Below are 21,805 nucleotides of genomic sequence, written 5' to 3' on the forward strand. Positions count from 1 at the left end.
ACGTGCGCCGCATGCGCCTGTCCGTAGCCGCCACCCTCGCCGCGAGCGTCGTCCTCGCCGGCTGTGGAGGGCTGACCGGCACCGATGGCACCAGCTCGAGCGAGCGGCCGTCGAGCAGCGCTCCCGCAGCGAAGCCGGAGACCTGGCCGCTGACGGGTCTCCCCGTCCCGGACGGCCGCTCGCCCAAGTCCCCGGCGTACATCGTCAAGATCGACAACACGGCCGCCAGCGCGCCGCAGTACGGCATCGGCAAGGCCGACATGGTCGTCGAAGAGCTCGTCGAGGGCGGCATCACCCGCCTCGCCGCGTTCTTCCAGTCGCAGCTGCCGTCGAAGGTGGGCCCGGTCCGCTCGATGCGCCTCACCGACATCGGCGTCGCGAAGCCGTTGGGCGCGGAGATCGTTGCGTCGGGCGCCGCGCCAGTGACGCTCGACGGGCTCGCCAAGGCCGGCCAGAAGTTCGTCTCGTTCGACAGCGGCAACCCCGCGCTCCAGCGTCTCCTCGACGGATCGCACGACAGCCTGCACAGCGTCGTGGCGAACCTGAAGAAGCTCGCTGCCGAGCAGAAGCACCCCGCTCGTCCGGTCGACTACCTGCCGTTCGGCGCCAAGGGCGCGATGTCCGGCGGCAAGCCGGCGACGTCCATCGACGCGCGCATGTCAGCGGGCCGTACGGCGCACTGGCAGCTGATGGGCCACAAGTACATCCTGCAGAACGGCTACATGCCCGACGGCGACGTCTTCAAGGCAGACACGGTCATCACCTGCATGGTCACGACCTCGCTGGCGCCGTACCTGGACCCGGCGGGCAACCCCGTGCCGATCTCGCACTTCGAGGGCAAGGGGCAGGCGGTCATCTTCCACGACGGCAAGGCTGTCCGCGTGACGTGGAAGAAGCCGACGGTCGGTGACACCGTCACGTTCGTGACCGCGTCGGGCAAGCAGTTCAAGGTGCCGGCCGGCCACACCTGGCTGCACCTCGTGCCGACCAGCGGCGGAGGCGTCAGCTTCCGCTGATCTCCGCGTCGCCGTCGGCACGTTCAGGCGTGCCGACGAGCGACCGCATGCCGTCGAGAAGGAGGCCGAACGCCGCCTCCACGCGCTGGGTCGCGGCGGAGGGGTCGGTGCTCTCGACGATCGCGTCACCGGCAGCCGCGAGGGCGCCGAAGAAGATCCGCGAGAACGTCTCCTGCATCTGGGAGTCGACACCGAGGGCGTCGCCATTGAGGACGCCGGAGACGACGTTGCGGAGCACGGCGAACGTCGAGCGCTCCTCCTGCTCGGCGAAGCGCTGCGGGCCGAGCACGGTCGGCGCCTCATGCACGACCAGGCGGCTGTAGGCCGGCTCGCGGAGCACCTCCAGGAACGCTGTGAGGCCCGCGCGCGCCTGGTCCCACGGGTCCTTCGCACCCTTCATTGCCTTGGTGATGCTGCGCGCCGCCTGGTCCTCGAGGTCGGAGAGGACCGCCTCGAAGATGCCCTGCTTGCCGGAGAAGTGGTGATACAGCGCGCCCTTGGTCACCTTGGCGTCGGAGACGATCGCGTCGAGCGAGGTGGCGGCGTACCCGCGCACGGCGAAGAGCTGCTCGGCGGCGCGGAGGAGGGCCCGGCGGGTGGCGGCGGAGTACTGCTGGCGACGGCTGATGCCCGCGACGCCGGCCACTGTCGCCACGCCCGGAAGGGTGATCTTGGATCGCCCGCTGCCTGCAGTTCTGCTCACGGCCCGAAGTCTAAGTGAGCGCCGTCACTGGACAAGTGTCCAGAGTCACCGCGTGGGCGTTTGGCATACCGCCGGTATGCCACGTACGGTCGTTACGTACCAACGGTATGTGGATGAGTGAAAGGAGCTGTCCATGAACTGGGAAGCTTTTCACCGCCGTGGGGACGTCCTCCACGCCGTGATCAAGGAAGCCGACGCCCGACGCGACGGCGAGCTGCCGATGTACGTGACTGGCGTCGAGCAGACCTTCAGCGACGAGCTCGACCTGATCGGCGCGCTCTCGCTTCGCTGGCACACCCGCCTTGCGGGGCACATCGAGCGCATCGCGAAGGACCAGCCCCTCGACCTCGAGGCGGCGACCATCGAGGCCTGGCGCGACGCCGCCGACGAGAACCCGGGCATCCGCCTCGTTCTCGACAAGGCGTTCGCCGACGCTGACGAGGAGACCGTGGCCGTCCTGGCGCGCATCCTCGACAAGGAGCGCGAGCTCCTCGCCCTCAACGCAGGGCTGATCTCTGCCTACCAGCTCGAGGAGCACGGCTCCCGCGTGGGTGGCATTGTCGAGGCGAAGGCCCGCGAGGGCTTCGTGATCGGCGCGAACGCACCGCAGGCCGAGGCGGCTCCGTCGCTTCTCGCGCGCCTCCGGGCCGGTTCGCGTTCGCGGACGGCGGCCATTGCCTGACGGGCAGAACCCGCTGAGCTGACGTACCCCGGGTGCTGGCGCATCCCTCCCCGTGACCTTCCCAGTCGCGTTCCCTCCCTCCGCGCCGGCCCCCGGGGCTCGTCATTTCAACCCTCCGGGCTGGTCGGACGAGCCCCGGACCTCGCATAGGATCGGACTGTGAGCACGCCCATCGGATTCACCCAGCTCGACGTCGTCGAAGACCGCAAGACGCTGTCGGTCGAGGACGGCGACCACGAGCGGTTCAGCCACTTCGTCCCGAAGGACAAGCTGACCGAAGCCACGATCATGGGCACTCCCGTTGTCGCGCTCTGCGGCAAGGTCTGGGTGCCGAGCCGTGCGCCGGAGAAGTTCCCGGTCTGCCCGGAGTGCAAGGAGATCTGGGAGTCGATCAACGACGACGGGGACGCGTCTTGAGCGGTCAGCCCGAGGCTGACCTGTTCGACGCGGTTCCCCAGGCCCCCGGCGCGCTGACGCCGGCGTGGCCGGACCGTGCCGCGTGGGGCACCGCCACCTCGCTGCGTGCCTGGCAGGCCGCGGCGATGCGGAAGTACCTCGAGGAGCAGCCGCGCGACTTCCTCGCGGTCGCGACGCCGGGCGCGGGCAAGACGACGTTCGCCCTGACGATCGCGGCCGAGCTCCTCGGGCGCCGGGTCGTCGACCGGATCACGATCGTTGCCCCGACCGAGCACCTGAAGGTGCAGTGGGCCGAGGCCGCCGCGCGCGCCGGCATCCCGATCGACCCGACGTACTCCGCGGGGCAGGGCAAGACCTCGCAGGAGTTCCTCGGCATCGCCGTCACCTACGCCGGTGTGGCGGTCAACCCGCTCGCCATGCGGATCCGCACCGAACGCTTCCGGACGCTGGTGATCCTCGACGAGGTGCACCACGCGGGTGATGCGCTGAGCTGGGGCGAGGGCGTCCGCGAGGCCTTCGAGCCGGGTACGCGCCGCCTGGCGCTGACCGGCACGCCGTTCCGCTCCGACGTGAACCCGATCCCGTTCGTGCAGTACGAGCCCAACGAGGACGGCATCCCGCAGTCCAAGGCGGACTACACCTACGGCTATGCGCATGCGCTGGCCGACCACGTCGTCCGCCCAGTGCTCTTCATGGCGTACTCCGGCGAGATGCAGTGGCGCACCCGCGCCGGTGACGAGATCACCGCCCGCCTCGGCGAGCCGCTCACCAAGGACATGCACCAGCAGGCGCTGCGTACGGCGCTTGACCCTGCCGGCTCCTGGATGCCCGCCGTGCTCGAGGCCGCCGACAAGCGCCTGACGGAGGTACGCCGCCACGTCCCCGACGCCGGTGGCCTCGTCATCGCGTCGGACCAGACGGCGGCTCGTGCCTACGCCAAGCTGCTGCGCGCCATCACGGGGGAGGCCCCGGTCGTCGTCCTGTCGGACGAGAAGGGCGCCTCGAAGAAGATCTCCGGCTTCTCCGACGGCGACCAGCGCTGGATGGTCGCGGTCCGCATGGTCTCCGAGGGCGTCGACGTCCCGCGTCTGGCCGTCGGCGTGTGGGCGACCAACACCTCGACACCGCTCTTCTTCGCCCAGGCCGTCGGTCGCTTCGTGCGTGCCCGCAAGCGCGGCGAGACCGCGTCGGTCTTCCTGCCGTCCGTGCCGAACCTGCTCGGGCTGGCGTCCGAGATGGAGGTCCAGCGCGACCACGTCCTGGGCCGCAAGGTCAACGACGACGGCGACATCTTCGCCGCGGAGCAGGGCCTGATCGACCAGGCCAACGCCGGCGAGGGCGCCTCCGACGACCTGCTCGGCAACTTCGAGGCGCTCGGCTCCGAGGCCACCTTCGACCGCGTCCTGTACGACGGCGGCGAGTTCGGCCACTCGGGCGAGGTGCACGTCGGCTCCGACGAGGAGATGGATTTCCTCGGCATCCCCGGCCTGCTCGAGCCCGACCAGGTGCGCGACCTGCTGCACCAGCGGCAGAGCGACCGCGCCAAGAAGCAGAAGCAGGAACGGGCCGCCAGTCCGCTGAGCGAGGAGGATCGCGCGGTCACGCACGAGCGCCTCGGCGTACTCCGTCGGGAGCTCAACGGCCTCGTCGCTGCCTGGTACCACCGCACCGGCCAGCCCCACGGCGTCACGCACAGCGCGCTGCGCAAGGAGTGCGGAGGTCCGCCGTCGGCCGTGGCCACGGTCGACCAGCTGCAGAACCGGATCGACAAGATCCGGGACTGGGCGATCAGCGGTCGCTGACCCGGCCGGCGCTACCGATCAGTACGCACCTCGTCACCGGCGTGTCGGGTGCGTACTGATCGGTAGCGCGGACGCCGTAGGTCAGAGGACCTTGGAGAGGAACGCCTGGGTTCGCTCGTGCTGCGGGCTGGCCAGCACCTCGCGCGGGTCGCCCTCCTCGACGATGACACCGCCGTCCATGAAGACCAGCTTGTCGCCGACCTCGCGGGCGAAGCCCATCTCGTGGGTCACGACCATCATCGTCATGCCCTCGGAGGCGAGGTCCTTCATGACCGCCAGGACGTCACCGACGAGCTCGGGGTCGAGCGCCGAGGTCGGCTCGTCGAAGAGCATCATGTCCGGGTCCATGGACAGGGCGCGGGCGATCGCCACGCGTTGCTGCTGACCGCCCGAGAGGTGGGCGGGGTAGGCGTCCTCGCGCTCGGCCAGGCCGACCTTGGCGAGGTTGCGGCGGGCGATCTCGACCGCTTCGGCGGTGCTGCGCTTCTTCACGCGCTTCTGCGCGATCGTGAGGTTCTTCAGCACGCTCATGTGTGGGAACAGGTTGAACTGCTGGAAGACCATGCCGATCCGGCTGCGGACCGCGTCGAGGTCGGTCTCCGGGTCGGTGATGTCGATGCCCTCGACCAGGATCCGGCCGGACGTGGGCTCCTCGAGGCGGTTGACGCAGCGGAGCAGGGTCGACTTGCCCGAGCCGGAGGGGCCGATGACGCAGACGACCTGTCCTGAGTCCACGTGGAAATCGATGCCCTTGAGGACCTCGTTCTTGCCGAACGTCTTGTGCAGGTCGCGCACCTCGATGGCGCGCGATCCGCTCGTCGTGACGGTTGCGGTCATGTCATCGGGCCCTTTGCTGCTTCTTCTCCAGCCACGCGACGAGGCGGGTCAGCGGGAGCGTGATAATCAGGTAGAGGAGCGCAGCCTGGGTGAGGCTGGTGGCGGTGCCGGCGGTCGAGCCGCTCGCCATGAAGTCGCGCGCGATCGTGGTCAGCTCGCGTTGCCCGACGAGCATGCCGACGACGAAGAGCAGGGCGGTGTCCTTGATCAGGAGGACGAACTCGTTCGTCAGCGGCGGAATGACGATCCGGACTGCCTGCGGGATGACGATGGACACCATCGTCCGCGGGCCGCTCATGCCAAGCGAGCGGGCCGCCTCGGCCTGTCCCTTCGGCACCGACTGGATACCGGCGCGCAGCGTCTCGGCCATGTATGCGCCGGCCACCATGATCAGGCCGACGACACCCGCGCCGACCGGGCCACCCGGCGGAGTCCACTGGAAGGCGATCGGGACGCCGAACGCCATCACCAGGATCACGATCAGCGCCGGCAGCCCGCGGAAGAACTCGACGTAGGCGGTCGCAATCCAGCGGTAGATCCTGATCGGCGACAGCTTCATCAGAGCAAGGGCGAACGCCAGCGTCAGCCCACCGGCGAACGCGATCGCGGTGTAGCGAGCCGTGTTGACGACGCCGGTCGTGATCAGGTCGCGCCAGTTGTCATGCTGTCCGTCGGCCCAGAAGTTGTTCCGGACGCTGGCCCAGTCGACCGCGAAGACGACCACGAGCACCACCGCACCGAGCAGTGCATACAGCGCGGCGTGGTTGATCCGCCGTCGCGTCGAGCGCTTCACGAGACAGCCTGGTGACGCGGCTGCGGGGCGCTCACTTCGTGGGCACCCACTTCTTGTAGAGCTCGTCGTACGTGCCGTTGTCGTGAAGGGTCGTGAGCTGCTCGTTGACGGCGTCGATCAGCTTGGTCTTGCCGAGCTTGGTCGCGAGGCCGTACTCCTCCTTGGTCGGGTAGGTCTCGACCACGGTGTACTTGCCCGGCTGGCGGGCGTCCTCCTGGTGCGTGTAGTTGACCGGGTAGTCCTGGAGCAGGGCGTCGACCTGGCCGGCCTTGAGGGCGGAGTACATCTCCGCATCGCTCGGGAACGTCACGACCTGGGCCCCCGTCGCGTTCTTCTCCGCGTACGTCTTGCCGGTCGTGGCGACCTGTACGCCCACCTTCTTGCCCTTCAGGTCACCGATGCCCTTGATCGACGAGCCGGTGGGGACCAGCAGCGACTGGGCGGAGTCGAAGTAACCATCGCTGAACAGCAGGGCCTTCTTGCGGTCGTCGCTGATGGTCATCGCGCTGGCGACCAGGTCGCACTGGCCCGAGTTGACCGCCAGACCGCTCTCGAGGGCGTCGAAGGCGGAGTCCTTGATCTGCAGCTTGACGCCGAGGCCGTCGGCAACGGCCTGGACGATGTCCACGTCGAAGCCCTTGAAGCCACTCTTGGACGACTTGTCGAAGTCCTCGAACGGCGCGTACGGGACGTCGGAGCAGACCGTCAGCGTGCCGGCCTGGATCAGGCCGAGCGCGTTGTCGGCCTTCTTGTCGGACCCTCCGCCCGAACCACACGCCGCGAGGCTCGCGACGGCAGCAGTGACGGCGACAGTGGCAAGGGTGCGGCGCATCGATGAAGGCATGACTCGCACACTAGGTGATCCCGTGCGGCGTGCGCATGGCCCTCAGGTCACGGATCGCCAACGGTTCCGGGGGCCGTCCACCCCAGTGTGCGGCCCGGGGTCAGGCGGTCCTGGCGGGTCATGCGGGTCCCGCGCCGGCCCGGCTAGCGTCGAAAGCGTCCCTGTCCCTGCTCCGACCCTGGAGGACCGGCCATGAAGTACGTCGTCACGTGGGAGCCGCTCCCGAACGCGTCTGAGGCGTCTGAAGCCAGGTCGCTCACGGTGTTCAGCAACTGGGCGCCCAGCGAAGGTGCGGTCTTCAAGGAGTTCCTCGGGCGTGCCGACAACCGGGGTGGCTTCGCGGTCGTGGAGACGGACGACGTCTCGCTGATCGCGAAGGACACCGCACCGTTCGGCGTCTGGTTCGCCTTCACGATCTACCCGGTGCTCGAGATCGCCGACAGCGCCGCAGTCGGCGCCGGGGCGGTCGCCTTCCGTGCCTCGATCGCCTGACTTCTGCTGACGACGGTCAGCTCGTCAGTGTCGGGTAGTCCGTGTATCCCGCCGCGCCGCCGCCGTAGAACGTCGCGAGGTCCGGCGCGTTGAGCGGAGCCCCCGTCCGCAGGCGTACGTCGAGGTCCGGGTTGGCGATGTACGCCCGTCCGAACGCCGCGGCGTCGATGAGCCCCGCCTCGATGAGCCGCTCGGCCTTGCTGGGGTCGTACGCACCCGCGCCGATGATCACCCCGGGGAACGCCGCGCGCAGCTCCTTGCGGTACTCCTCGGTCAGCTCGGGGCCACCGGCCCAGTCCGGCTCGGAGAGGTGCAGGAAGGCGATCCCGCGCCTGGCGAACTCGGCCGCCAGGTAGAGGCCGGCCTCCGCGCCCTTGGGGTCCTCGGTGCCGTTGAACGAGCCGATGGGGGAGATCCGGATGCCGACGTGGTCGGCGTCCCAGGCGTCGATGACCGCGTCGAGGACCTCGAGCATGAGGCGCGCGCGGTTCTCCAGGGAGCCGCCGTACTCGTCGGTGCGCTGGTTGCTGTCGGCCGCGAGGAACTGGTGCAGCAGATAGCCGTGGGCGCCGTGGATCTCGGCCAGGTCGAAGCCGGCCTCGCGGGCGTTGGCGGAGGCGCGGCGGTAGTCCTCGACGACGGCCTTGATCTCCTCGACCGTCAACGCGTGCGGCACCGGGCAGTCGGCCCGATAGACGTTGCCGTCGGCGTCCTTCAGCGAGGTGCGGTTGCGGAACGGGATCGCGCTCGCCGAGACCGGCAGGGCGCCGTCGTGCAGCGACTCGTGCGAGACCCGGCCGGTGTGCCACAGCTGCGGCGCGATGCGGCCGCCGGCCGCGTGGACCGCGTCGGTGATGGCGCGCCACCCGGCGACCTGCTCGGGGGAGTAGATGCCCGGGGTGTCGGCGTACCCCTTGCCCTGCGGGGAGATCTGGGTGCCCTCGGTGATCAACAGGCCGGCGCCGGCGCGCTGCGTGTAGTACTCCGCCATCAGCTCGTTGGGCACGTCGCCGGGCTGCGTCGCGCGCATCCGGGTGAGGGGCGCCATGACGACGCGGTGGGGGAGCTCGACGGCTCCGACGGTCAGGGGCTCGAACAGTCGGCTGGTCACGAGGGGCGCAACGGTGGTCGGGCGGCAGGCATTCCCTGTGGAACGATGGAGCCGTGTCGACCGCCAGCCCCGAGGTCGGGTCCGAGACGGTTCCCGACGAGATCACGTTCCTCAGCAAGCCCTGGGTGACCGTCGTGTGGAACGACCCGGTGAACCTGATGTCGTACGTCTCCTTCGTCTTCCAGAAGTACTTCGGTTACTCGAAGGCCGAGGCCGAGAAGCTGATGATGCAGGTGCACGAGGAGGGCCGCTCGGTCGTCTCCACGGGCACCCGCGAGGAGATGGAGCGGGACGTCCAGGCCATGCACGAATACGGCCTGTGGGCCACGATGGAGAAGCAGTGACCGAGGGCTTCCACCGGCACCGCAAGAGTGGCCGCGCCATCGCCGAGTTCACGGGCTTCGAGGCCGACCTGCTGCGTTCGCTCGCCTCCCAGCTGGTCGAGCTCCTCCGCAGCGAGGTCGCGGCTCCCGTCGAGCACGAGGACCCGCTGGCCGCACTCTTCGACTTCTCCGGACCGACCGACGAGCCCGAGGACCCCGTGCTCCTGCGGCTCTTCCCGACGGCGTACACCGGGGACGACGAGGCTGCTGCCGAGTTCCGCCGCTTCACCGAGGGAACGCTGCGCGACGGCAAGGCGTGCGGTGCGGTCGCGGTCATCGAGGCGCTCGAGGAGGCCGGACTCCCCGAGGACGAGGTGGACGACGCCGTCCACATCGACGTCGAGCTCGACGAAGGTGAGGCGATGGTCTGGCTCAAGTCGTTCACCGACATCCGGCTTGCGCTCGCCACCCGCCTGGGCATCGAGGAGGGCGACGAGGAGCGGTGGGCCGCGCTCTCCGACGATGACCCCGCGAGCCAGGCCCACGACATCTACGAGTGGGTCGGCTACCTGCAGGAGACGCTCGTCGAGGCGCTTTCGGCCTGAGCCGGGGGAGTCTCGCGTGACCTATCCGGCACCGCTCGATGCGGTCCGGACTGCCGTTCTCACCTAGGCTGTGGGCTTGTGTTGACCATCGACCAGGCGACGTACGACGCGATCGTCGCGCACGCCAAGCGGGACCACCCGGACGAGTGCTGCGGCATCGTCGCCGGCCCGGAGGGCAGCGACCGCCCGGAGCGGTTCATCGAGATGATCAACGCCGCCGGCAGCCCGACGTTCTACGAGTTCGACTCCACCGAGCTCCTCGCTCTCTACAAGGAGATGTGGGCGAACGACGAGGAGCCGGTCATCGTCTACCACTCGCACACCGCGACGGAGGCGTACCCCAGCCGCACCGACATCGGCCTGGCCAGCGAGCCCAACGCCCACTACGTGCTGGTCAGCACGCGTGAGCACGGGAATAACGAGGGCCCGGTGGAGTTCAGGTCGTACCGCATCATCGACGGCGAAGTGACTGAAGAAGAGGTCACCGTCGTCGCCCAGCTGAGCAACGAGGAGAGCTGAGCCATGGCCATCGAGGTCCGCATCCCCACCATCCTGCGCACGTACACCGGCGGCGAGAAGGCCGTTCCGGCTGAGGGCGCCACGCTGCTCGCGCTGATCGACGACCTGGAGACCCGCCACACCGGCATCAAGGGCCGCCTCATCGAGGAGTCCGGCGAGCTCCGCCGCTTCGTCAACGTCTACATCAACGACGAGGACGTCCGCTTCATCGGCGGCCTCGAGGCCGCGCTCTCCGACGGCGACCAGGTCGTCGTCCTGCCGGCCGTCGCCGGCGGCGCTCGCTGAGACCAGTCTCGACAAGCTCGCCCTCAGCGACGAGCACCTCGAGCACCTGAAAGAATCGACTCATGGCCCGCTACGACAACCTGCTCGCCTCCGTCGGCAACACCCCGCTCGTGGGGCTGCCGCGGCTGACCGCGATGGTCGGCGGCGGTGACGACGTCCGCATCTGGGCCAAGCTCGAGGACCGCAACCCGACCGGTTCGATCAAGGACCGCCCGGCACTCAAGATGATCGAAGAGGCCGAGAAGAGCGGTCTCCTCCGCCCCGGCTGCACGATCCTCGAGCCGACCTCCGGCAACACCGGCATCTCGATCGCGATGGCGGCGAAGCTCAAGGGCTACCGCACTGTCTTCGTGATGCCGGAGAACACCTCCGAGGAGCGTCGCCAGATCCTGCGCATGTGGGGCGCCGAGATCCACTCCTCGCCGGCCGCCGGCGGCTCCAACGAGGCCGTCCGGGTCGCCAAGCGCATGGCCGACGAGCACCCCGACTGGGTCATGCTCTACCAGTACGGCAACGACGCCAACGCGCTCGCGCACGAGCTCGGCACGGGTCCGGAGCTCCTCGCGGACCTGCCCTCGATCACGCACTTCGTCGCCGGCCTCGGCACCACCGGCACGCTGATGGGCGTCTCGCGCTTCTTCCGCAAGGCGAAGCCCGACGTGCGCATCGTCGCCGCCGAGCCGCGCTACGGCGAGCTCGTCTACGGCCTGCGCAACCTTGACGAGGGCTTCGTCCCCGAGCTGTACGACGCCTCGCTCATCGACAGCCGCTTCTCCGTCGGCCCCCGCGACGCCGTACGCCGGGTGCGCGAGCTGCTCGAGATGGAAGGCATCTTCGCGGGCATCTCGACCGGCGCGATCCTGCACGCCGCCCTCGGCCAGGCTGCGAAGGCGGTCAAGGCGGGGGAGAAGGCGGACATTGCGTTCGTCGTCGCCGACGGCGGATGGAAGTACCTGTCGACCGGTGCCTACGAGGGCACGGTCGACGAGGCGGAGGACCGCCTCGAGGGTCAGCTCTGGGCGTGACGACCGTCTCTGGGTGACGCGGCTCCCAAGTTGCGGCGCGTTACACGCTTCAAGCCGTAACGTGTACTCCCGTGAAGGTGACGGTGATCGGTTGCTCGGGTTCCTACCCGGGCCCGCAGGCTCCCGCGAGCTGCTACCTGGTCGAGGCTGACGACGAGGATGGCCGCACGTGGCGCATCCTTCTCGACCTCGGCAGTGGCGCGCTCGGTGAGCTGCACAACCACGCCGATCCGCTCACGATCGACGGCATCTTCGTCAGCCACCTCCACGCCGACCACTGCCTCGACCTCTGCGGCTACTACGTCCTGCGCAAGTACCACCCGACCGGCCCGGCGCCGCGCATCCCCTGCTGGGGACCGGCCGACACCGACCGCCGGATGGCGAAGGCGTACGACCTCGACGAGGACCCCGGCATGAACGAGGAGTTCGAGTTCCGGACGTACGACGGTCCGGTCTCCTTCGGCCCGTTCACGGTGACCGCGACGCCCGTCTACCACCCGGTCGAGGCGTTCGCGCTGCGCGTCGAGGCCGACGGCCGCGCGCTGGTCTACAGCGGTGACACCGACGTCTGCGAGTCGCTCGTCGAGGCTGCCCGCGGCGCGGACCTGTTCCTGGCCGAAGCTGCGTTCCGCGAGTGCGACGAGAACCCTCCCGGCATCCACATGACCGGTCGCCAGGCCGCCGAGGTCGCCCTCAAGGCCGGTGTCGAGGCGCTCGTGCTGACCCACGTCCCGGCGTGGCACGACAGCGCGTACGCGATGGCCGAGGCCGCCGAGGTCTGGTCGGGCCCGCTGCAGATGGCCGCCAAGGGCGCCGTCTACGAGGTCTGAGGTGCCCGTCCCGCCGCTGGCCGAGGTGCTCGGGCTCGAGCCCCATCCTGAAGGTGGCTGGTACCGCGAGACCTGGCGCTCGCCGGTCTCCGTGACCCTGCCGGACGGGCGCGTGCGTGCCACCGCGACGCTGATCCACTTCCTGCTGCCGGCGGGTGAATGCTCTGCCTGGCACCGGGTGTCGTCCGACGAGATGTGGATCGCGCACACGGGAGTCGTCGGGCTCGAGCTGGGCGGCTCGGGCGCGGAGCCGGCGACCGACGCGTCGTACGCCGTGGGGGTGGAGGTCGCCGCCGGCCAGCACACGCAGGTGCTCGTACCTTCCGGCGTCTGGCAGCGCACGGTGCCTGGTGAGGCGGATGCCCTGGTCAGCTGCCTGGTCTCGCCCGGCTTCGACTTCGAGGACTTCGAGCTCGAAGCCTGAGGTCTCGATACGGCGCTGGTGCGCCTACTCGACCATCGGAAGCTCAGGCCGACCTCGGCATGCGGCGAGGCGCACATGTGCGACGACGCGCCCGGGAGCGCGTTCGTGCCGGCGCGTCCCTGCACACCTGCGCCTCGGCGCAGAGGCCCGGTTTCAGATCAGGCCGGCGTCGTGGACGCAGATCGCGATCTGCACGCGGTTGGTCGTGCCGAGCTTGTCGAAGAGCCGGCCGACGTGGGCCTTGACGGTCGGGACGGAGAGGAAGAGCTCCTTCGCGATCTCGGCGTTGGAGAGCCCGCGGCCGACGGCGAGCGCCACCTCGTGCTCGCGCTCGGTCAGCGCGGAGAGGCGCGCGAGTGCGGCATCGGCCCGGGCTTCGGCGGGGTGCGAGCTGGTGTCGGCCGCTTCGGTGCGGATCTGCCGGATCAGGGAGGCGGTTGCCGAGGGGGAGAGCATCGGGTCGCCAGCGGCGACCTGCCGGATCGCGGTCACGATGTCGCCGGGCGGGGTGTCCTTGAGCAGGAAGCCGTCGGCACCGGCAGCGAGCGCGGTCGTGACGTACTCGTCTGCGTCGAACGTCGTCAGCACGATGACCCGCGGCGGCGACGGCTTCGCGTGGAGCTGGCGCGTCGCCTCGAGTCCGTCCATCACCGGCATGCGGATGTCCATCAGCACCACATCGGGAGACGAGGTCCGGACGAGGGAGAGCGCCTCCTCGCCGTTGCTTGCCTCGCCGACCAGCTCGATGTCCGCCTGGCCACCGATCATCAGGCCGAGCGCCGACCGCACCAGCGCGTCGTCGTCGACCAGCGCTACCCGGATCACTTCTCCCACGGAATCCACCCTCGAATCACCCACGACGACATCTCCCTGCCGGCGTCCAGTCTGCCGCCCGCAAGCTCGGCGCGCTCGCGCAGGCCCACCAGGCCGAGCCCCGACCCCGGCGTACCGCTGGAGGCAAAGCCGAGCGGGTTGCGGATCAGGAGCGTGAGCCCGTCCCGCGGCGCGCCCGTCATAGCAACGGTCACCGCGGCGCCCGGCGCATGCTTGCGCGAGTTGGTCAGCGCCTCCTGCACGATCCGGTACGCCGTGCGGCCGGCGAGCTCGGGCACGTCACCCTCGACGTCGGTCGTCAGCGTGACGCTCGCGCCTGCCGCAATCTCGTCGGCGACGAGCGACGCCAGGTCGCCGAAGGTCGGCTGCGGGCGGTCGAGCGGGGCGCCGCTCGCGGGGTCACGCAGGACGCCGAGCACGGACCGGAGGTCGGCGAGCGCCTCGTTGGCGTTCGCCTGGATGACGCCGACCTGCTCGCGGAGCTGCTCGGCGCTGAGGTCCTCGCGGAACATCACGGCGTTGGCGCGCATCGAGATCTGCGAGATCCGGTGGGCGAGGACGTCGTGCATCTCGCGGGCGATCCGGGAGCGCTCGGCGCCACGGGCCTGGTCAGCGCGCAGCTCCTGCTCGGCGGCAGCCTGTGCGACCTCGGCGTGCAGGCGAGCGACCAGCTCGCGGCGGGAGCCGATGTAGAGGCCCCATCCGAGGATCGCCACGGTGGCGACCAGGTTGACCACGATGTCGAGCCACCAGGTGTCCTGGTGCTGCTGCGGCTCGATCTTCGTGAAGGTGATGCCAGCGCTGAAGCTGACCAGGCCGACCAGCACGATCTCGCGGTAGACCCGGCGGGAGGCAAGCGAGACCGCCGCGAGGACCGCTGGGCCGGCCGCGAAGCCCGAGACCGCGGCGGCCGCGTTGAGAAGGAGTGCCGTGGCGAGCGGGTTCCGACGGCGGTAGAACACCGCGACATAGGCGAGCGAGCCGACGGCGAGGTCGAGCCACCACAGTCCGCGGTGGTGGTCCCACTGGTTGTCGAAGACGCTGCCCCAGCCGATCGCGGAGATCACCAGGCACAGCGCATAGCGCCAGATGTGGGATCGCCGCGTCAGGGGGCGGGCGGGGTACTCGACGGACACCTGATCAGGCTAGGGGAGTAGCCGTCGTGGCGGACCCGACCCGCGGCGTACGGGTGGCTGACTTTGGTAGGGGCGCGATCGCGACCTCGGGTCGATGTGCCGCCCGAGCCCGCACGGGAAAGTAGTTGTCATGATCAAGGTTGAGAACCTCACCAGGACGTACGGCGCGTTCACCGCCGTCAAGGACGTGAGCTTCGTGGCGCGGCCGGGGCGGGTCACCGGCTTCCTCGGCCCCAACGGAGCTGGCAAGTCGACCACCATGCGCGTCATGGTCGGTCTGACCTCACCGAGCAGCGGCTCGGTCACCCTCAACGGCAAGCGGTACGCCGACCTCCCGAACCCCGGTCGCCACGTCGGCGTACTGCTCGACGCGTCGGCGCAGCACGGCGGTCGTACCGGTCGCGAGGTGCTCGCCATCGCGGCGCAGACGATGGGTCTGCCGAAGACGCGCGTCGACGAGGTGCTGGCGCTGGTCAGCCTGACGCCGTCGGAGGCCAAGCGTCGCGTCAAGAACTACTCGCTCGGCATGAAGCAGCGCCTCGGCATCGCCCACGCCCTGCTCGGCGACCCGGAGATCCTGATCCTCGACGAGCCGGCCAACGGCCTGGACCCGGCCGGCATCCGCTGGATGCGCGGCCTCCTGCGTGAGTACGCCGACCGCGGCGGCACGGTGCTCCTCTCCAGCCACCTGCTCACCGAGGTCCAGCTCATCGCCGACGACATCGTGATGATCGGCCGTGGCCAGATCGTCGCGCAGGGCACCGCCTCCGAGCTGGTCGCCGGCGCCGGCACCTACGTCCGCGCCGTCGAGAAGGACGAGCTGGCCCGTGCGGCTGCCGCCGAGGGCCTGGTCCTCTCGCCGGTCGGCGACGGCTTCCGCGTCGACGCCGAGGCGGTTGCCATCGGCCGCATCGCCGCCAAGCAGCAGATCACCCTCATCGAGCTCCGTCCCGCCGACGGTGGCCTCGAGGACCTCTTCCTCGAGCTGACCGCCGACACCCAGCGCGAGACCTTCACTGAAGGAGTCACGGCATGAGCGCCGTCATCGACACCCCCGCCCCGTCGCACGCCGCCGATGACGGCCGCGACCGCCGTCCGTCGTTCGCCCGTCTGGTCGGCGTGGAGCTTCGCAAGATGGCGGACACCAAGGCCGGCCTGTGGCTGCTGATCGTCGTCGCCGTGGTGACCGTGCTCGTCAACGCGGGCGTGCTCATCTTCGGACACCGCGATGACCTCGGTTTCACGGACCTGCTGCAGATGTCCGGCATCCCGCAGGGCTTCCTGCTGCCGGTGCTGGCGATCCTCCTGATCACCCAGGAGTGGGGCCAGCGCACGGGCCTGGCGACGTTCACCCTGACTCCGCACCGTGGCCGCGTGGTCGCCGCGAAGCTGGCCGCAGCGCTCGGATTCGTGCTCGGCGCCTTCGTGATCGCGGTCGCGATCGCCCTCGTGCTCACGCCTCTCACGGGGCACGGCTTCGACGGGGTCACCGCCAACTGGCTCGGCCGCCTCTTCCTCGGTGTCGTGATCGGCGCCCTCCAGGGCTTCGCGTTCGGCGCGCTGCTGCTCAGCACCGCGTTCGCGATCGTCACCTACTTCGCGGCGCCGATGGTGCTGAGCATCGTGGCCAGCATCTGGACCAGCGCGGGGGACAAGCTCGCGTGGGTCGACTTCGGTTCTGCGCAGGGTGTCCTGTTCGACCCGTCGTCGCCCAGCGGCACCGAGTGGGGGCACATCGTCACCACCTCGCTGCTGTGGGTGGCCCTGCCGCTGGTCATCGGCATCTGGCGGATCCGTCGTTCCGAGGTGAAGTAGTTCATCCAGGGTTGCGCGACGCGCCGCCCGCACCTCTCCGTCACGTACCCCCTGCCGCCACGCTGGCGGCATGGGGTACGTGCGCTTTGCAGCACTCGGTGACTCAGTGACACACGGCGTCGGCGACGCCGTCCCGACCGGTTGGCGGGGGTGGGCCAGGATCCTGGCTGAGGCCCTCGGGGAGAGCCACGACATCTCCTTCTGCAACCTGGCGGTCAGCGGAGCGGTCGTGGCCGACGTACGACACAAGCAGTTGCCGGAGGCGCTGGCTCACCAGCCGCACATCGCCTCGCTGATCGTCGGCATCAACGACACGATGCGCTCGACGTGGAACCGCGAGCGGATCCGGCGCGAGCTGCTCGAGACCGCGGCGGCACTGCACGGATCCGGTGCGGTCCTGCTGACCGTCCGCTTCCACGACCACGGCCGGGTCTTCGGGCTGCCGGCTGTGCTGCGTCGCCCGCTCTTCGCGCGGATCGCCTTCCTCAACGAGGTGTACGACGAGATCCACGCGACGTACGGCGGCATCCGGGTCGACCTGGGGGAGCAGGCCGAGGTCTTCGAGCGGGAGTTCTGGTCGATCGACCGGCTGCACCCCTCCGAGCTGGGCCACCGCTCGCTGGCCCGGTGCTTCGGCGCGGGGCTCAACGAGATCGGCTTCGCGCACCCGCTGCCGAGCGGTGACCGCGAGGGCGGCTACGTCCCCAACTGGCGGACAGACCTGCACTGGATGGTGACCGAGGGCGTGCCGTGGTTCGGCCGCCGCGCGAAGGACCTCGGACCCTGGGCTGCCCGCCTGGCGATGACCGAGGCGCGCGGACTCGCACAGCGTCCCGTGCTGCCTGCGCGCCTGCCTGCGCGCCGCCTTCCTGCCGTACGCCGCGGCGTACTCGTCGGGGTCGGGCTCGACGACGCTGTCGCGTCCTGAGCTGTCAGCGGCGCTCGGTAGGGTCAGCGCATGACTTCTCGAGCCGACGGCCGCGCCAACGACCAGCTCCGCGACATCACGATCACGCGCAACTGGCTGGACCACCCGGCCGGCTCGGTGCTGGTCGAGTTCGGCAAGACCCGCGTGCTCTGTGTGGCGTCGGCGTCCGAGGGCGTGCCGCGCTGGCGCAAGGGCTCCGGCCTGGGCTGGGTGACGGCGGAGTACGCGATGCTTCCCGGCTCGACCCACACGCGCTCCGACCGTGAGTCGACGAAGGGCCGCGTGGGCGGCCGCACGCACGAGATCTCCCGCCTGATCGGCCGGTCGCTGCGCGCCGTCATCGACTACCAGGCCCTCGGTGAGAACACGATCAACATCGACTGCGACGTCCTGCAGGCCGACGGCGGCACCCGCACCGCGGCGATCACCGGCGCGTACGTCGCGCTGGCTGACGCCGTGCGCACGCTCGGTGTCGAGAAGGCGCTCACCGGCTCCGTCGCCGCCGTCTCGGTCGGCATCATCGACGGCGTCCCGCGCCTCGACCTCCCCTACGAGGAGGACGTCCGCGCCGAGACCGACATGAACATCGTGATGACCGGCGACGGCAAGTTCGTCGAGGTGCAGGGCACGGCCGAGGGGGCGGCGTTCGATCGCGCCGAGCTCGACGCGCTGCTCGCGCTGGGAGAGAAGGGCTGCGCCGACCTGACCGCGCTGCAGAAGGCCGCGCTCGGTGCCTGATCCCGTCGACGCGGCGCCCCAGGTCTTCCTGGCCACCCGCAACGCCAAGAAGCTCGGCGAGCTGCGGCGCATCCTCGCGCCGCTGGTGCCGGGCATCGAGGTGCTCGGCCTCGACGACGTCCCGGCGTACGACGAGCCGGTGGAGGACGCGCCGACCTTCGAGGGCAACGCGCTGGTGAAGGCGAAGGCGGGTGTCCTGGCGACCGGCCTGCCCTCGCTCGCCGACGACTCGGGCATCTGCGTCGACGCGCTCAACGGCATGCCGGGCGTGCTGTCGGCGCGCTGGTCCGGGGCGCCGAAGTCTGACGACCGCAACAACGCCTTGCTGCTCGACCAGCTCGCCGACGTGCCGGACGACCGCCGCGGCGCGCACTTCGCGTGCGCGCTGGCGTTCGCCTACCCGGTGGGCGACGGGGGAGTGGCTGAGGAGGTCGTGACCGGCGAGATGCACGGTCACGTCGCGCGGGCGCTCAGCGGCACCGGGGGCTTCGGCTACGACGTGCTCTTCGTGCCGGACGGGCACGAGGTGATGTCGGCGGAGCTCACCCCCGAGCAGAAGGACGCGATCTCGCACCGCGGCCACGCGCTGCGGGCCATCGCCCCGCTCGTCGTCGACGTCCTGGCCGGCCTGTGAGGGCGGTGCTGTGAGCGCGACCCTCGTCGCCAAGGACCTCGCCGGTGGCCATGCTCACCGGACGCTCTTCGAGGGCCTCGACCTGACGGTCGCTCCGGGCGATGTCGTCGGGGTCGTCGGTGCCAACGGCGCGGGCAAGTCGACCCTGCTGCGGCTGCTCGCCGGTGTCGACGAGCCCCTCGGCGGCACGGTCTCGACCGCGCCCAACGACGCCTTCGTCGGCTGGCTCCCGCAGGAGCACGAGCGGCTCGAGGGCGAGACCGTCCTCGGCTACCTCGCGCGTCGCACCGGCTGCGCCGAGGCGACGGCCGAGATGGAGTCGACGGCGGAGGCTCTCGGCTCCGGTGCCCCGGGTGCCGACGATGCCTACGCCGCCGCCTTCGACCACTGGATCGCCACGGGTGCTCCCGATCTCGAGGACCGTGCGCCGGCCGCGCTCGCCGAGCTCGGTCTCGACGTGAGTGCCGATGCGCTGATGACGTCACTGTCCGGCGGCCAGGCCGCCCGTGCGGCGCTCGCCGCGCTGCTGCTCTCGCGCTTCGACGTGGTCCTGCTCGACGAGCCGACCAACGACCTCGACCTGGCCGGCCTCGAGCGACTCGAGGCGTTCGTGACGGGGCTGCGGCAGGGCGTCGTACTCGTCTCGCATGACCGGGAGTTCCTCGCGCGGTGCGTGACGCGGATCGTCGAGCTCGACCTGGCGCAGCACAAGGTGGCCGTCTACGACGGTGGCTACGACGCGTTCCTGGAGGAGCGCGCGATCGCCCGGCGGCACGCGCGGGAGGCGTACGAGGAGTTCGCCGACAAGAAGGCGGACCTCGTCGCCCGCGCCCGCGTGCAACGCGAGTGGAGCTCGCAGGGCGTCCGCAACGCGATGAAGAAGAGCCCCGACAACGACAAGGTGCGGCGCAAGGCGCAGTCGGAGTCGTCGGAGAAGCAGGCGCAGAAGGTGCGCCAGATGGAGTCGCGGATCGCCCGTCTGGACGAGGTCGAGGAGCCGCGCAAGGAGTGGCAGCTCCAGTTCTCCATCGCTGCCGCACCGCGCTCCTCGGCGGTCGTCGCGACGCTCAACGAGGTCTCCGTGACGCTGGGCGATTACACGCTGGGTCCGGTGTCGCTGCAGGTCAACGCCCGCGACCGGATCGGCATCGTCGGCCCCAACGGTGCCGGCAAGTCGACCCTCCTGCGGCTGCTCCTCGGTCGTCTGGCGCCGACGTCCGGCACGGCGTCGCTCGGCGCGAGTGTCGCGATCGGCGAGATCGACCAGGCGCGGAGCGGTCTCGACGAGGCGCTGCCACTCGGTGATGCGGTCGAGGCCGCGCTGCCGGAGATGACGCCGGCCGACATCCGCACGCTGCTCGCGAAGTTCGGCCTCAAGGCCGGGCAGGTCGAGTCACTCGTCGGGCGTCTGTCCGCGGGGGAGCGGACCCGTGCCGCCATGGCGCTGCTCCAGGCGCGGGGCGTCAACCTGCTGGTCCTCGACGAGCCGACCAACCACCTGGACCTGCCCGCGATCGAGCAGCTCGAGGAGGCCCTCGATGCGTACGACGGCGCCCTGCTGCTCGTCACGCACGACAGGCGCCTGCTCGACAACGTCCATCTCGACGAGCGGTGGGCCGTCGATGCCGGCCGCGTCACCCTCCTCTGACCCCAGGAGCACCATGATCATCCGCCCGAAGCTTGCCCGCACCCTGCTGTGGGCGACCCGCTGGAAGCTCGTGGGTCAGGTGCCGCAGCGCGGCATCCTGGTCGGGGCGCCGCACACCTCCAACTGGGACTTCGTCGCGATGCTCGCGATCGCCTGGAGCAGTGGAGTCCAGCCGCAGGTGCTGGTCAAGGAGTCGTTCTTCAAGGGCCCGCTGGGGCCGCTGCTGCGCGCCCTCGGCGGGATTCCGCTCGACCGCTCCAACCCGGGCGCGGCCATCCGAGCGATGCTCGCGCAGGCGGACGAGTCGTTCCTGCTCTGCATCGCCGCGGAGGGCACGCGGTCGAAGGGCGAGTACTGGAAGCCCGGCTTCCTCCGCATCGCCCAGCAGACCGGACTGCCGGTCTCCATGGGCTTCGTCGACGGACCCACCCGCACGATGGGCATGGGGCCGACGTTCGTCCCCAGCGGCGACGTCGTCGCCGACATGGACGTCGTGCGTGCCTTCTACGCCGACAAGCGCGGCTTCCGGCCGGAGAACCGCACCGAGCCGCGGCTCCGCGAAGAACTCGAGGACTGACCGTCGCCGAGACCCGGGTTTTGCCCTGTCGAGACCCGGGTTTTGACGTGTTGAGTCCCGTGTTGGTGCGCTCGGTGAGATTCGAACTCACACTGGGCGGCACCTAAAGCCGCTGCCTCTGCCGTTGGGCTACGAGCGCGCGTGCCGAGTTTACGGGGAGCGTTGTGCGTCAAAACCCGGGTCTCGACGGGCCAAAACCCGGGTCTCGACAGGGCAAAACCCGGGTTTCGGCGGTGGGTCAGGCGTCGAGGCCCAGGTCGCGGCGGAGCTTGGCGACGTGGCCGGTGGCCTTGACGTTGTACTGCGCGACGGCGACCTTGCCCTCCTCGTCGACGACGATGGTCGAGCGGATGACGCCCTCGACCACCTTGCCGTACAGCTTCTTCTCGCCGTACGCCGCGTACGCCTGGTGCACCGCGAGGTCGGTGTCGGAGGCGAGCGTGATCGTGAGGTGGTCGCGCTCGCGGAACTTCGCGAGCTTCGCAGGCGTGTCCTTGGAGACGCCGATGACCTCGTAGCCGGCACCGCGGAGCGAGGCGATGTTGTCGCTGAAGTCGCAGGCCTGCTTGGTGCAGCCCGGCGTCATCGCGGCCGGGTAGAAGTAGACGATGACCTTGCGTCCGCGCAGGTCCGACAGCGTGACGGTCGAGCCGCCGTCCGTCGGAAGCGTGAAGTCGGGAGCAAGGTCGCCGGGCAGGAGTCGGGTCGCGGTCATGACCGAAACCGTAGCCGGAACATCCTCCCGACCGAACCGCGTCACGCGTACCGCACGGCTGCGTCACACCAG

Annotated in this window: 27 protein-coding genes and 1 tRNA gene; 19 read left to right on the forward strand and 9 right to left on the reverse strand. The window is 70.1% G+C overall.

The annotated features are described in order from the left end of the window. Positions 1-11: 11 nt before the first annotated feature. Positions 12-1,016, forward strand: a complete 1,005-nt coding sequence (locus tag EPD65_RS05220) for a DUF3048 domain-containing protein (protein ID WP_165872894.1) — start codon at positions 12-14, stop codon at positions 1,014-1,016. On the opposite strand, the gene EPD65_RS05225 is transcribed toward EPD65_RS05220, so the two are convergent. Continuing rightward, complete coding sequence (locus tag EPD65_RS05225; RefSeq protein WP_165872895.1) at positions 1,003-1,719, reverse strand: TetR/AcrR family transcriptional regulator; 717 nt, start codon at positions 1,717-1,719, stop codon at positions 1,003-1,005. The two genes, EPD65_RS05220 and EPD65_RS05225, sit on opposite strands and share 14 nt — an antisense overlap. A 133-nt stretch (positions 1,720-1,852) precedes the next feature. On the opposite strand from EPD65_RS05225, the gene EPD65_RS05230 reads away from it, so the two are divergent. The 3 genes from EPD65_RS05230 (at position 1,853) to EPD65_RS05240 (ending at position 4,620) form a co-directional block, all read left to right on the forward strand. Next, the gene (locus EPD65_RS05230; protein ID WP_131582116.1) at positions 1,853-2,401 is read left to right on the forward strand and encodes a hypothetical protein; all 549 of its coding nucleotides are present in this window, start codon (positions 1,853-1,855) and stop codon (positions 2,399-2,401) included. Positions 2,402-2,560: 159 nt separating this feature from the next. Continuing rightward, a complete protein-coding gene (locus tag EPD65_RS05235) occupies positions 2,561-2,818 on the forward strand; it encodes a DUF3039 domain-containing protein (RefSeq protein WP_131582117.1) in 258 nt (85 codons plus the stop codon). Then, entirely contained in the window at positions 2,815-4,620 is a 1,806-nt protein-coding gene (locus tag EPD65_RS05240) for a DEAD/DEAH box helicase (RefSeq protein ID WP_131582118.1), read from the forward strand. The genes EPD65_RS05235 and EPD65_RS05240 overlap by 4 nt, the downstream gene beginning before the upstream one ends. Positions 4,621-4,701: 81 nt before the next feature. On the opposite strand, the gene EPD65_RS05245 is transcribed toward EPD65_RS05240, so the two are convergent. Genes EPD65_RS05245 through EPD65_RS05255 form a run of 3 tightly spaced genes read right to left on the reverse strand, consistent with a single transcriptional unit; the run spans position 4,702 to position 7,094 of the window. Continuing rightward, a complete protein-coding gene (locus EPD65_RS05245; protein WP_131582119.1) occupies positions 4,702-5,457 on the reverse strand; it encodes an amino acid ABC transporter ATP-binding protein in 756 nt (251 codons plus the stop codon). Position 5,458: 1 nt separating this feature from the next. Then, on the reverse strand, positions 5,459-6,250 hold the full coding sequence (locus tag EPD65_RS05250; RefSeq protein WP_165872896.1) for an amino acid ABC transporter permease: 792 nt from the start codon (positions 6,248-6,250) through the stop codon (positions 5,459-5,461). Positions 6,251-6,281: 31 nt separating this feature from the next. After that, complete coding sequence (locus tag EPD65_RS05255; RefSeq protein ID WP_131582120.1) at positions 6,282-7,094, reverse strand: ABC transporter substrate-binding protein; 813 nt, start codon at positions 7,092-7,094, stop codon at positions 6,282-6,284. 192 nt (positions 7,095-7,286) lie between these two features. On the opposite strand from EPD65_RS05255, the gene EPD65_RS05260 reads away from it, so the two are divergent. Beyond that, entirely contained in the window at positions 7,287-7,586 is a 300-nt protein-coding gene (locus EPD65_RS05260; RefSeq protein WP_131582121.1) for a DUF3303 domain-containing protein, read from the forward strand. 16 nt (positions 7,587-7,602) lie between these two features. Here the strand turns inward: EPD65_RS05260 and nemA are convergent, their stop codons facing one another. Further along, positions 7,603-8,697: an N-ethylmaleimide reductase gene (nemA, locus tag EPD65_RS05265; protein WP_131582122.1), complete on the reverse strand. Its 1,095-nt coding sequence runs from the start codon at positions 8,695-8,697 to the stop codon at positions 7,603-7,605. 53 nt (positions 8,698-8,750) lie between these two features. Here nemA and clpS point away from each other — a divergent pair, with 53 nt between their 5' ends. The 7 genes from clpS (at position 8,751) to EPD65_RS05300 (ending at position 12,708) form a co-directional block, all read left to right on the forward strand. Then, positions 8,751-9,041 (forward strand): ATP-dependent Clp protease adapter ClpS, encoded by a 291-nt coding sequence (gene clpS, locus EPD65_RS05270; RefSeq protein ID WP_131582123.1) that lies wholly within the window; start codon positions 8,751-8,753, stop codon positions 9,039-9,041. Further along, on the forward strand, positions 9,038-9,625 hold the full coding sequence (locus tag EPD65_RS05275) for a DUF2017 domain-containing protein (RefSeq protein ID WP_131582124.1): 588 nt from the start codon (positions 9,038-9,040) through the stop codon (positions 9,623-9,625). The genes clpS and EPD65_RS05275 overlap by 4 nt, the downstream gene beginning before the upstream one ends. 78 nt (positions 9,626-9,703) lie before the next feature. Next, positions 9,704-10,144 carry a M67 family metallopeptidase gene (locus EPD65_RS05280; protein WP_131582125.1) on the forward strand — a complete coding sequence of 147 codons (441 nt, stop codon included), beginning with the start codon at positions 9,704-9,706 and terminating at the stop codon, positions 10,142-10,144. Positions 10,145-10,147: 3 nt separating this feature from the next. Next, positions 10,148-10,429 carry a MoaD/ThiS family protein gene (locus EPD65_RS05285; protein ID WP_131582126.1) on the forward strand — a complete coding sequence of 94 codons (282 nt, stop codon included), beginning with the start codon at positions 10,148-10,150 and terminating at the stop codon, positions 10,427-10,429. A gap of 62 nt (positions 10,430-10,491) precedes the next feature. Further along, a complete protein-coding gene (locus tag EPD65_RS05290) occupies positions 10,492-11,454 on the forward strand; it encodes a PLP-dependent cysteine synthase family protein (protein WP_131582127.1) in 963 nt (320 codons plus the stop codon). Between the two features lie 71 nt (positions 11,455-11,525). After that, positions 11,526-12,284 carry an MBL fold metallo-hydrolase gene (locus EPD65_RS05295; protein ID WP_131582128.1) on the forward strand — a complete coding sequence of 253 codons (759 nt, stop codon included), beginning with the start codon at positions 11,526-11,528 and terminating at the stop codon, positions 12,282-12,284. A gap of 1 nt (position 12,285) precedes the next feature. After that, a complete protein-coding gene (locus EPD65_RS05300; protein ID WP_131582129.1) occupies positions 12,286-12,708 on the forward strand; it encodes a cupin domain-containing protein in 423 nt (140 codons plus the stop codon). Between the two features lie 153 nt (positions 12,709-12,861). Here the strand turns inward: EPD65_RS05300 and EPD65_RS05305 are convergent, their stop codons facing one another. Together EPD65_RS05305 and EPD65_RS05310 are read right to left on the reverse strand one after the other, a co-directional pair. Next, a complete protein-coding gene (locus EPD65_RS05305; protein WP_207891425.1) occupies positions 12,862-13,533 on the reverse strand; it encodes a response regulator in 672 nt (223 codons plus the stop codon). Further along, entirely contained in the window at positions 13,530-14,678 is a 1,149-nt protein-coding gene (locus tag EPD65_RS05310) for a sensor histidine kinase (protein WP_131582131.1), read from the reverse strand. The genes EPD65_RS05305 and EPD65_RS05310 overlap by 4 nt, the downstream gene beginning before the upstream one ends. A 130-nt stretch (positions 14,679-14,808) precedes the next feature. Between EPD65_RS05310 and EPD65_RS05315 the strand changes: the two genes are divergently transcribed. From EPD65_RS05315 to EPD65_RS05345, 7 genes are all read left to right on the forward strand, one after another. Next, positions 14,809-15,714 (forward strand): ABC transporter ATP-binding protein, encoded by a 906-nt coding sequence (locus tag EPD65_RS05315; protein ID WP_131582132.1) that lies wholly within the window; start codon positions 14,809-14,811, stop codon positions 15,712-15,714. Further along, positions 15,711-16,493 (forward strand): ABC transporter permease, encoded by a 783-nt coding sequence (locus EPD65_RS05320; RefSeq protein ID WP_131582133.1) that lies wholly within the window; start codon positions 15,711-15,713, stop codon positions 16,491-16,493. The genes EPD65_RS05315 and EPD65_RS05320 overlap by 4 nt, the downstream gene beginning before the upstream one ends. Positions 16,494-16,563: 70 nt before the next feature. Continuing rightward, the gene (locus tag EPD65_RS05325) at positions 16,564-17,421 is read left to right on the forward strand and encodes an SGNH/GDSL hydrolase family protein (RefSeq protein ID WP_131582134.1); all 858 of its coding nucleotides are present in this window, start codon (positions 16,564-16,566) and stop codon (positions 17,419-17,421) included. Positions 17,422-17,451: 30 nt separating this feature from the next. Beyond that, positions 17,452-18,159: a ribonuclease PH gene (gene rph / locus EPD65_RS05330; RefSeq protein ID WP_131582135.1), complete on the forward strand. Its 708-nt coding sequence runs from the start codon at positions 17,452-17,454 to the stop codon at positions 18,157-18,159. After that, positions 18,152-18,793 (forward strand): non-canonical purine NTP pyrophosphatase, encoded by a 642-nt coding sequence (locus tag EPD65_RS05335; protein WP_131582136.1) that lies wholly within the window; start codon positions 18,152-18,154, stop codon positions 18,791-18,793. Before rph ends, EPD65_RS05335 begins: the two co-directional genes overlap by 8 nt. A gap of 10 nt (positions 18,794-18,803) precedes the next feature. Next, a complete protein-coding gene (locus EPD65_RS05340) occupies positions 18,804-20,441 on the forward strand; it encodes an ABC-F family ATP-binding cassette domain-containing protein (protein ID WP_131582137.1) in 1,638 nt (545 codons plus the stop codon). Between the two features lie 13 nt (positions 20,442-20,454). After that, on the forward strand, positions 20,455-21,018 hold the full coding sequence (locus tag EPD65_RS05345) for a 1-acyl-sn-glycerol-3-phosphate acyltransferase (RefSeq protein ID WP_131582138.1): 564 nt from the start codon (positions 20,455-20,457) through the stop codon (positions 21,016-21,018). Positions 21,019-21,081: 63 nt separating this feature from the next. Here EPD65_RS05345 and EPD65_RS05350 read toward each other — a convergent pair. After that, positions 21,082-21,157, reverse strand: a tRNA-Leu gene (locus EPD65_RS05350). Between the two features lie 99 nt (positions 21,158-21,256). Beyond that, a complete protein-coding gene (gene bcp, locus EPD65_RS05355) occupies positions 21,257-21,733 on the reverse strand; it encodes a thioredoxin-dependent thiol peroxidase (protein ID WP_131582139.1) in 477 nt (158 codons plus the stop codon). Positions 21,734-21,805 lie beyond the last annotated feature (72 nt).

The sequence above is a fragment of the Nocardioides jejuensis genome (genome assembly GCF_004337475.1).
In the GTDB taxonomy this organism is placed as follows: domain Bacteria; phylum Actinomycetota; class Actinomycetes; order Propionibacteriales; family Nocardioidaceae; genus Nocardioides; species Nocardioides jejuensis.

Excerpts from the sequence above, each read along its gene's own strand:
- EPD65_RS05220 (WP_165872894.1), top strand. The coding sequence starts at position 12 with ATGCGCCTGTCCGTAGCCGCCACCCTCGCCGCGAGCGTCGTCCTCGCC.
- EPD65_RS05230 (WP_131582116.1), top strand. The coding sequence starts at position 1,853 with ATGAACTGGGAAGCTTTTCACCGCCGTGGGGACGTCCTCCACGCCGTG.
- EPD65_RS05245 (WP_131582119.1), bottom strand. The coding sequence starts at position 5,457 with ATGACCGCAACCGTCACGACGAGCGGATCGCGCGCCATCGAGGTGCGC.
- EPD65_RS05255 (WP_131582120.1), bottom strand. The coding sequence starts at position 7,094 with ATGCCTTCATCGATGCGCCGCACCCTTGCCACTGTCGCCGTCACTGCT.
- EPD65_RS05260 (WP_131582121.1), top strand. The coding sequence starts at position 7,287 with ATGAAGTACGTCGTCACGTGGGAGCCGCTCCCGAACGCGTCTGAGGCG.
- EPD65_RS05285 (WP_131582126.1), top strand. The coding sequence starts at position 10,148 with ATGGCCATCGAGGTCCGCATCCCCACCATCCTGCGCACGTACACCGGC.
- EPD65_RS05290 (WP_131582127.1), top strand. The coding sequence starts at position 10,492 with ATGGCCCGCTACGACAACCTGCTCGCCTCCGTCGGCAACACCCCGCTC.
- EPD65_RS05315 (WP_131582132.1), top strand. The coding sequence starts at position 14,809 with ATGATCAAGGTTGAGAACCTCACCAGGACGTACGGCGCGTTCACCGCC.
- EPD65_RS05320 (WP_131582133.1), top strand. The coding sequence starts at position 15,711 with ATGAGCGCCGTCATCGACACCCCCGCCCCGTCGCACGCCGCCGATGAC.
- EPD65_RS05325 (WP_131582134.1), top strand. The coding sequence starts at position 16,564 with ATGGGGTACGTGCGCTTTGCAGCACTCGGTGACTCAGTGACACACGGC.
- rph (WP_131582135.1), top strand. The coding sequence starts at position 17,452 with ATGACTTCTCGAGCCGACGGCCGCGCCAACGACCAGCTCCGCGACATC.
- EPD65_RS05345 (WP_131582138.1), top strand. The coding sequence starts at position 20,455 with ATGATCATCCGCCCGAAGCTTGCCCGCACCCTGCTGTGGGCGACCCGC.
- bcp (WP_131582139.1), bottom strand. The coding sequence starts at position 21,733 with ATGACCGCGACCCGACTCCTGCCCGGCGACCTTGCTCCCGACTTCACG.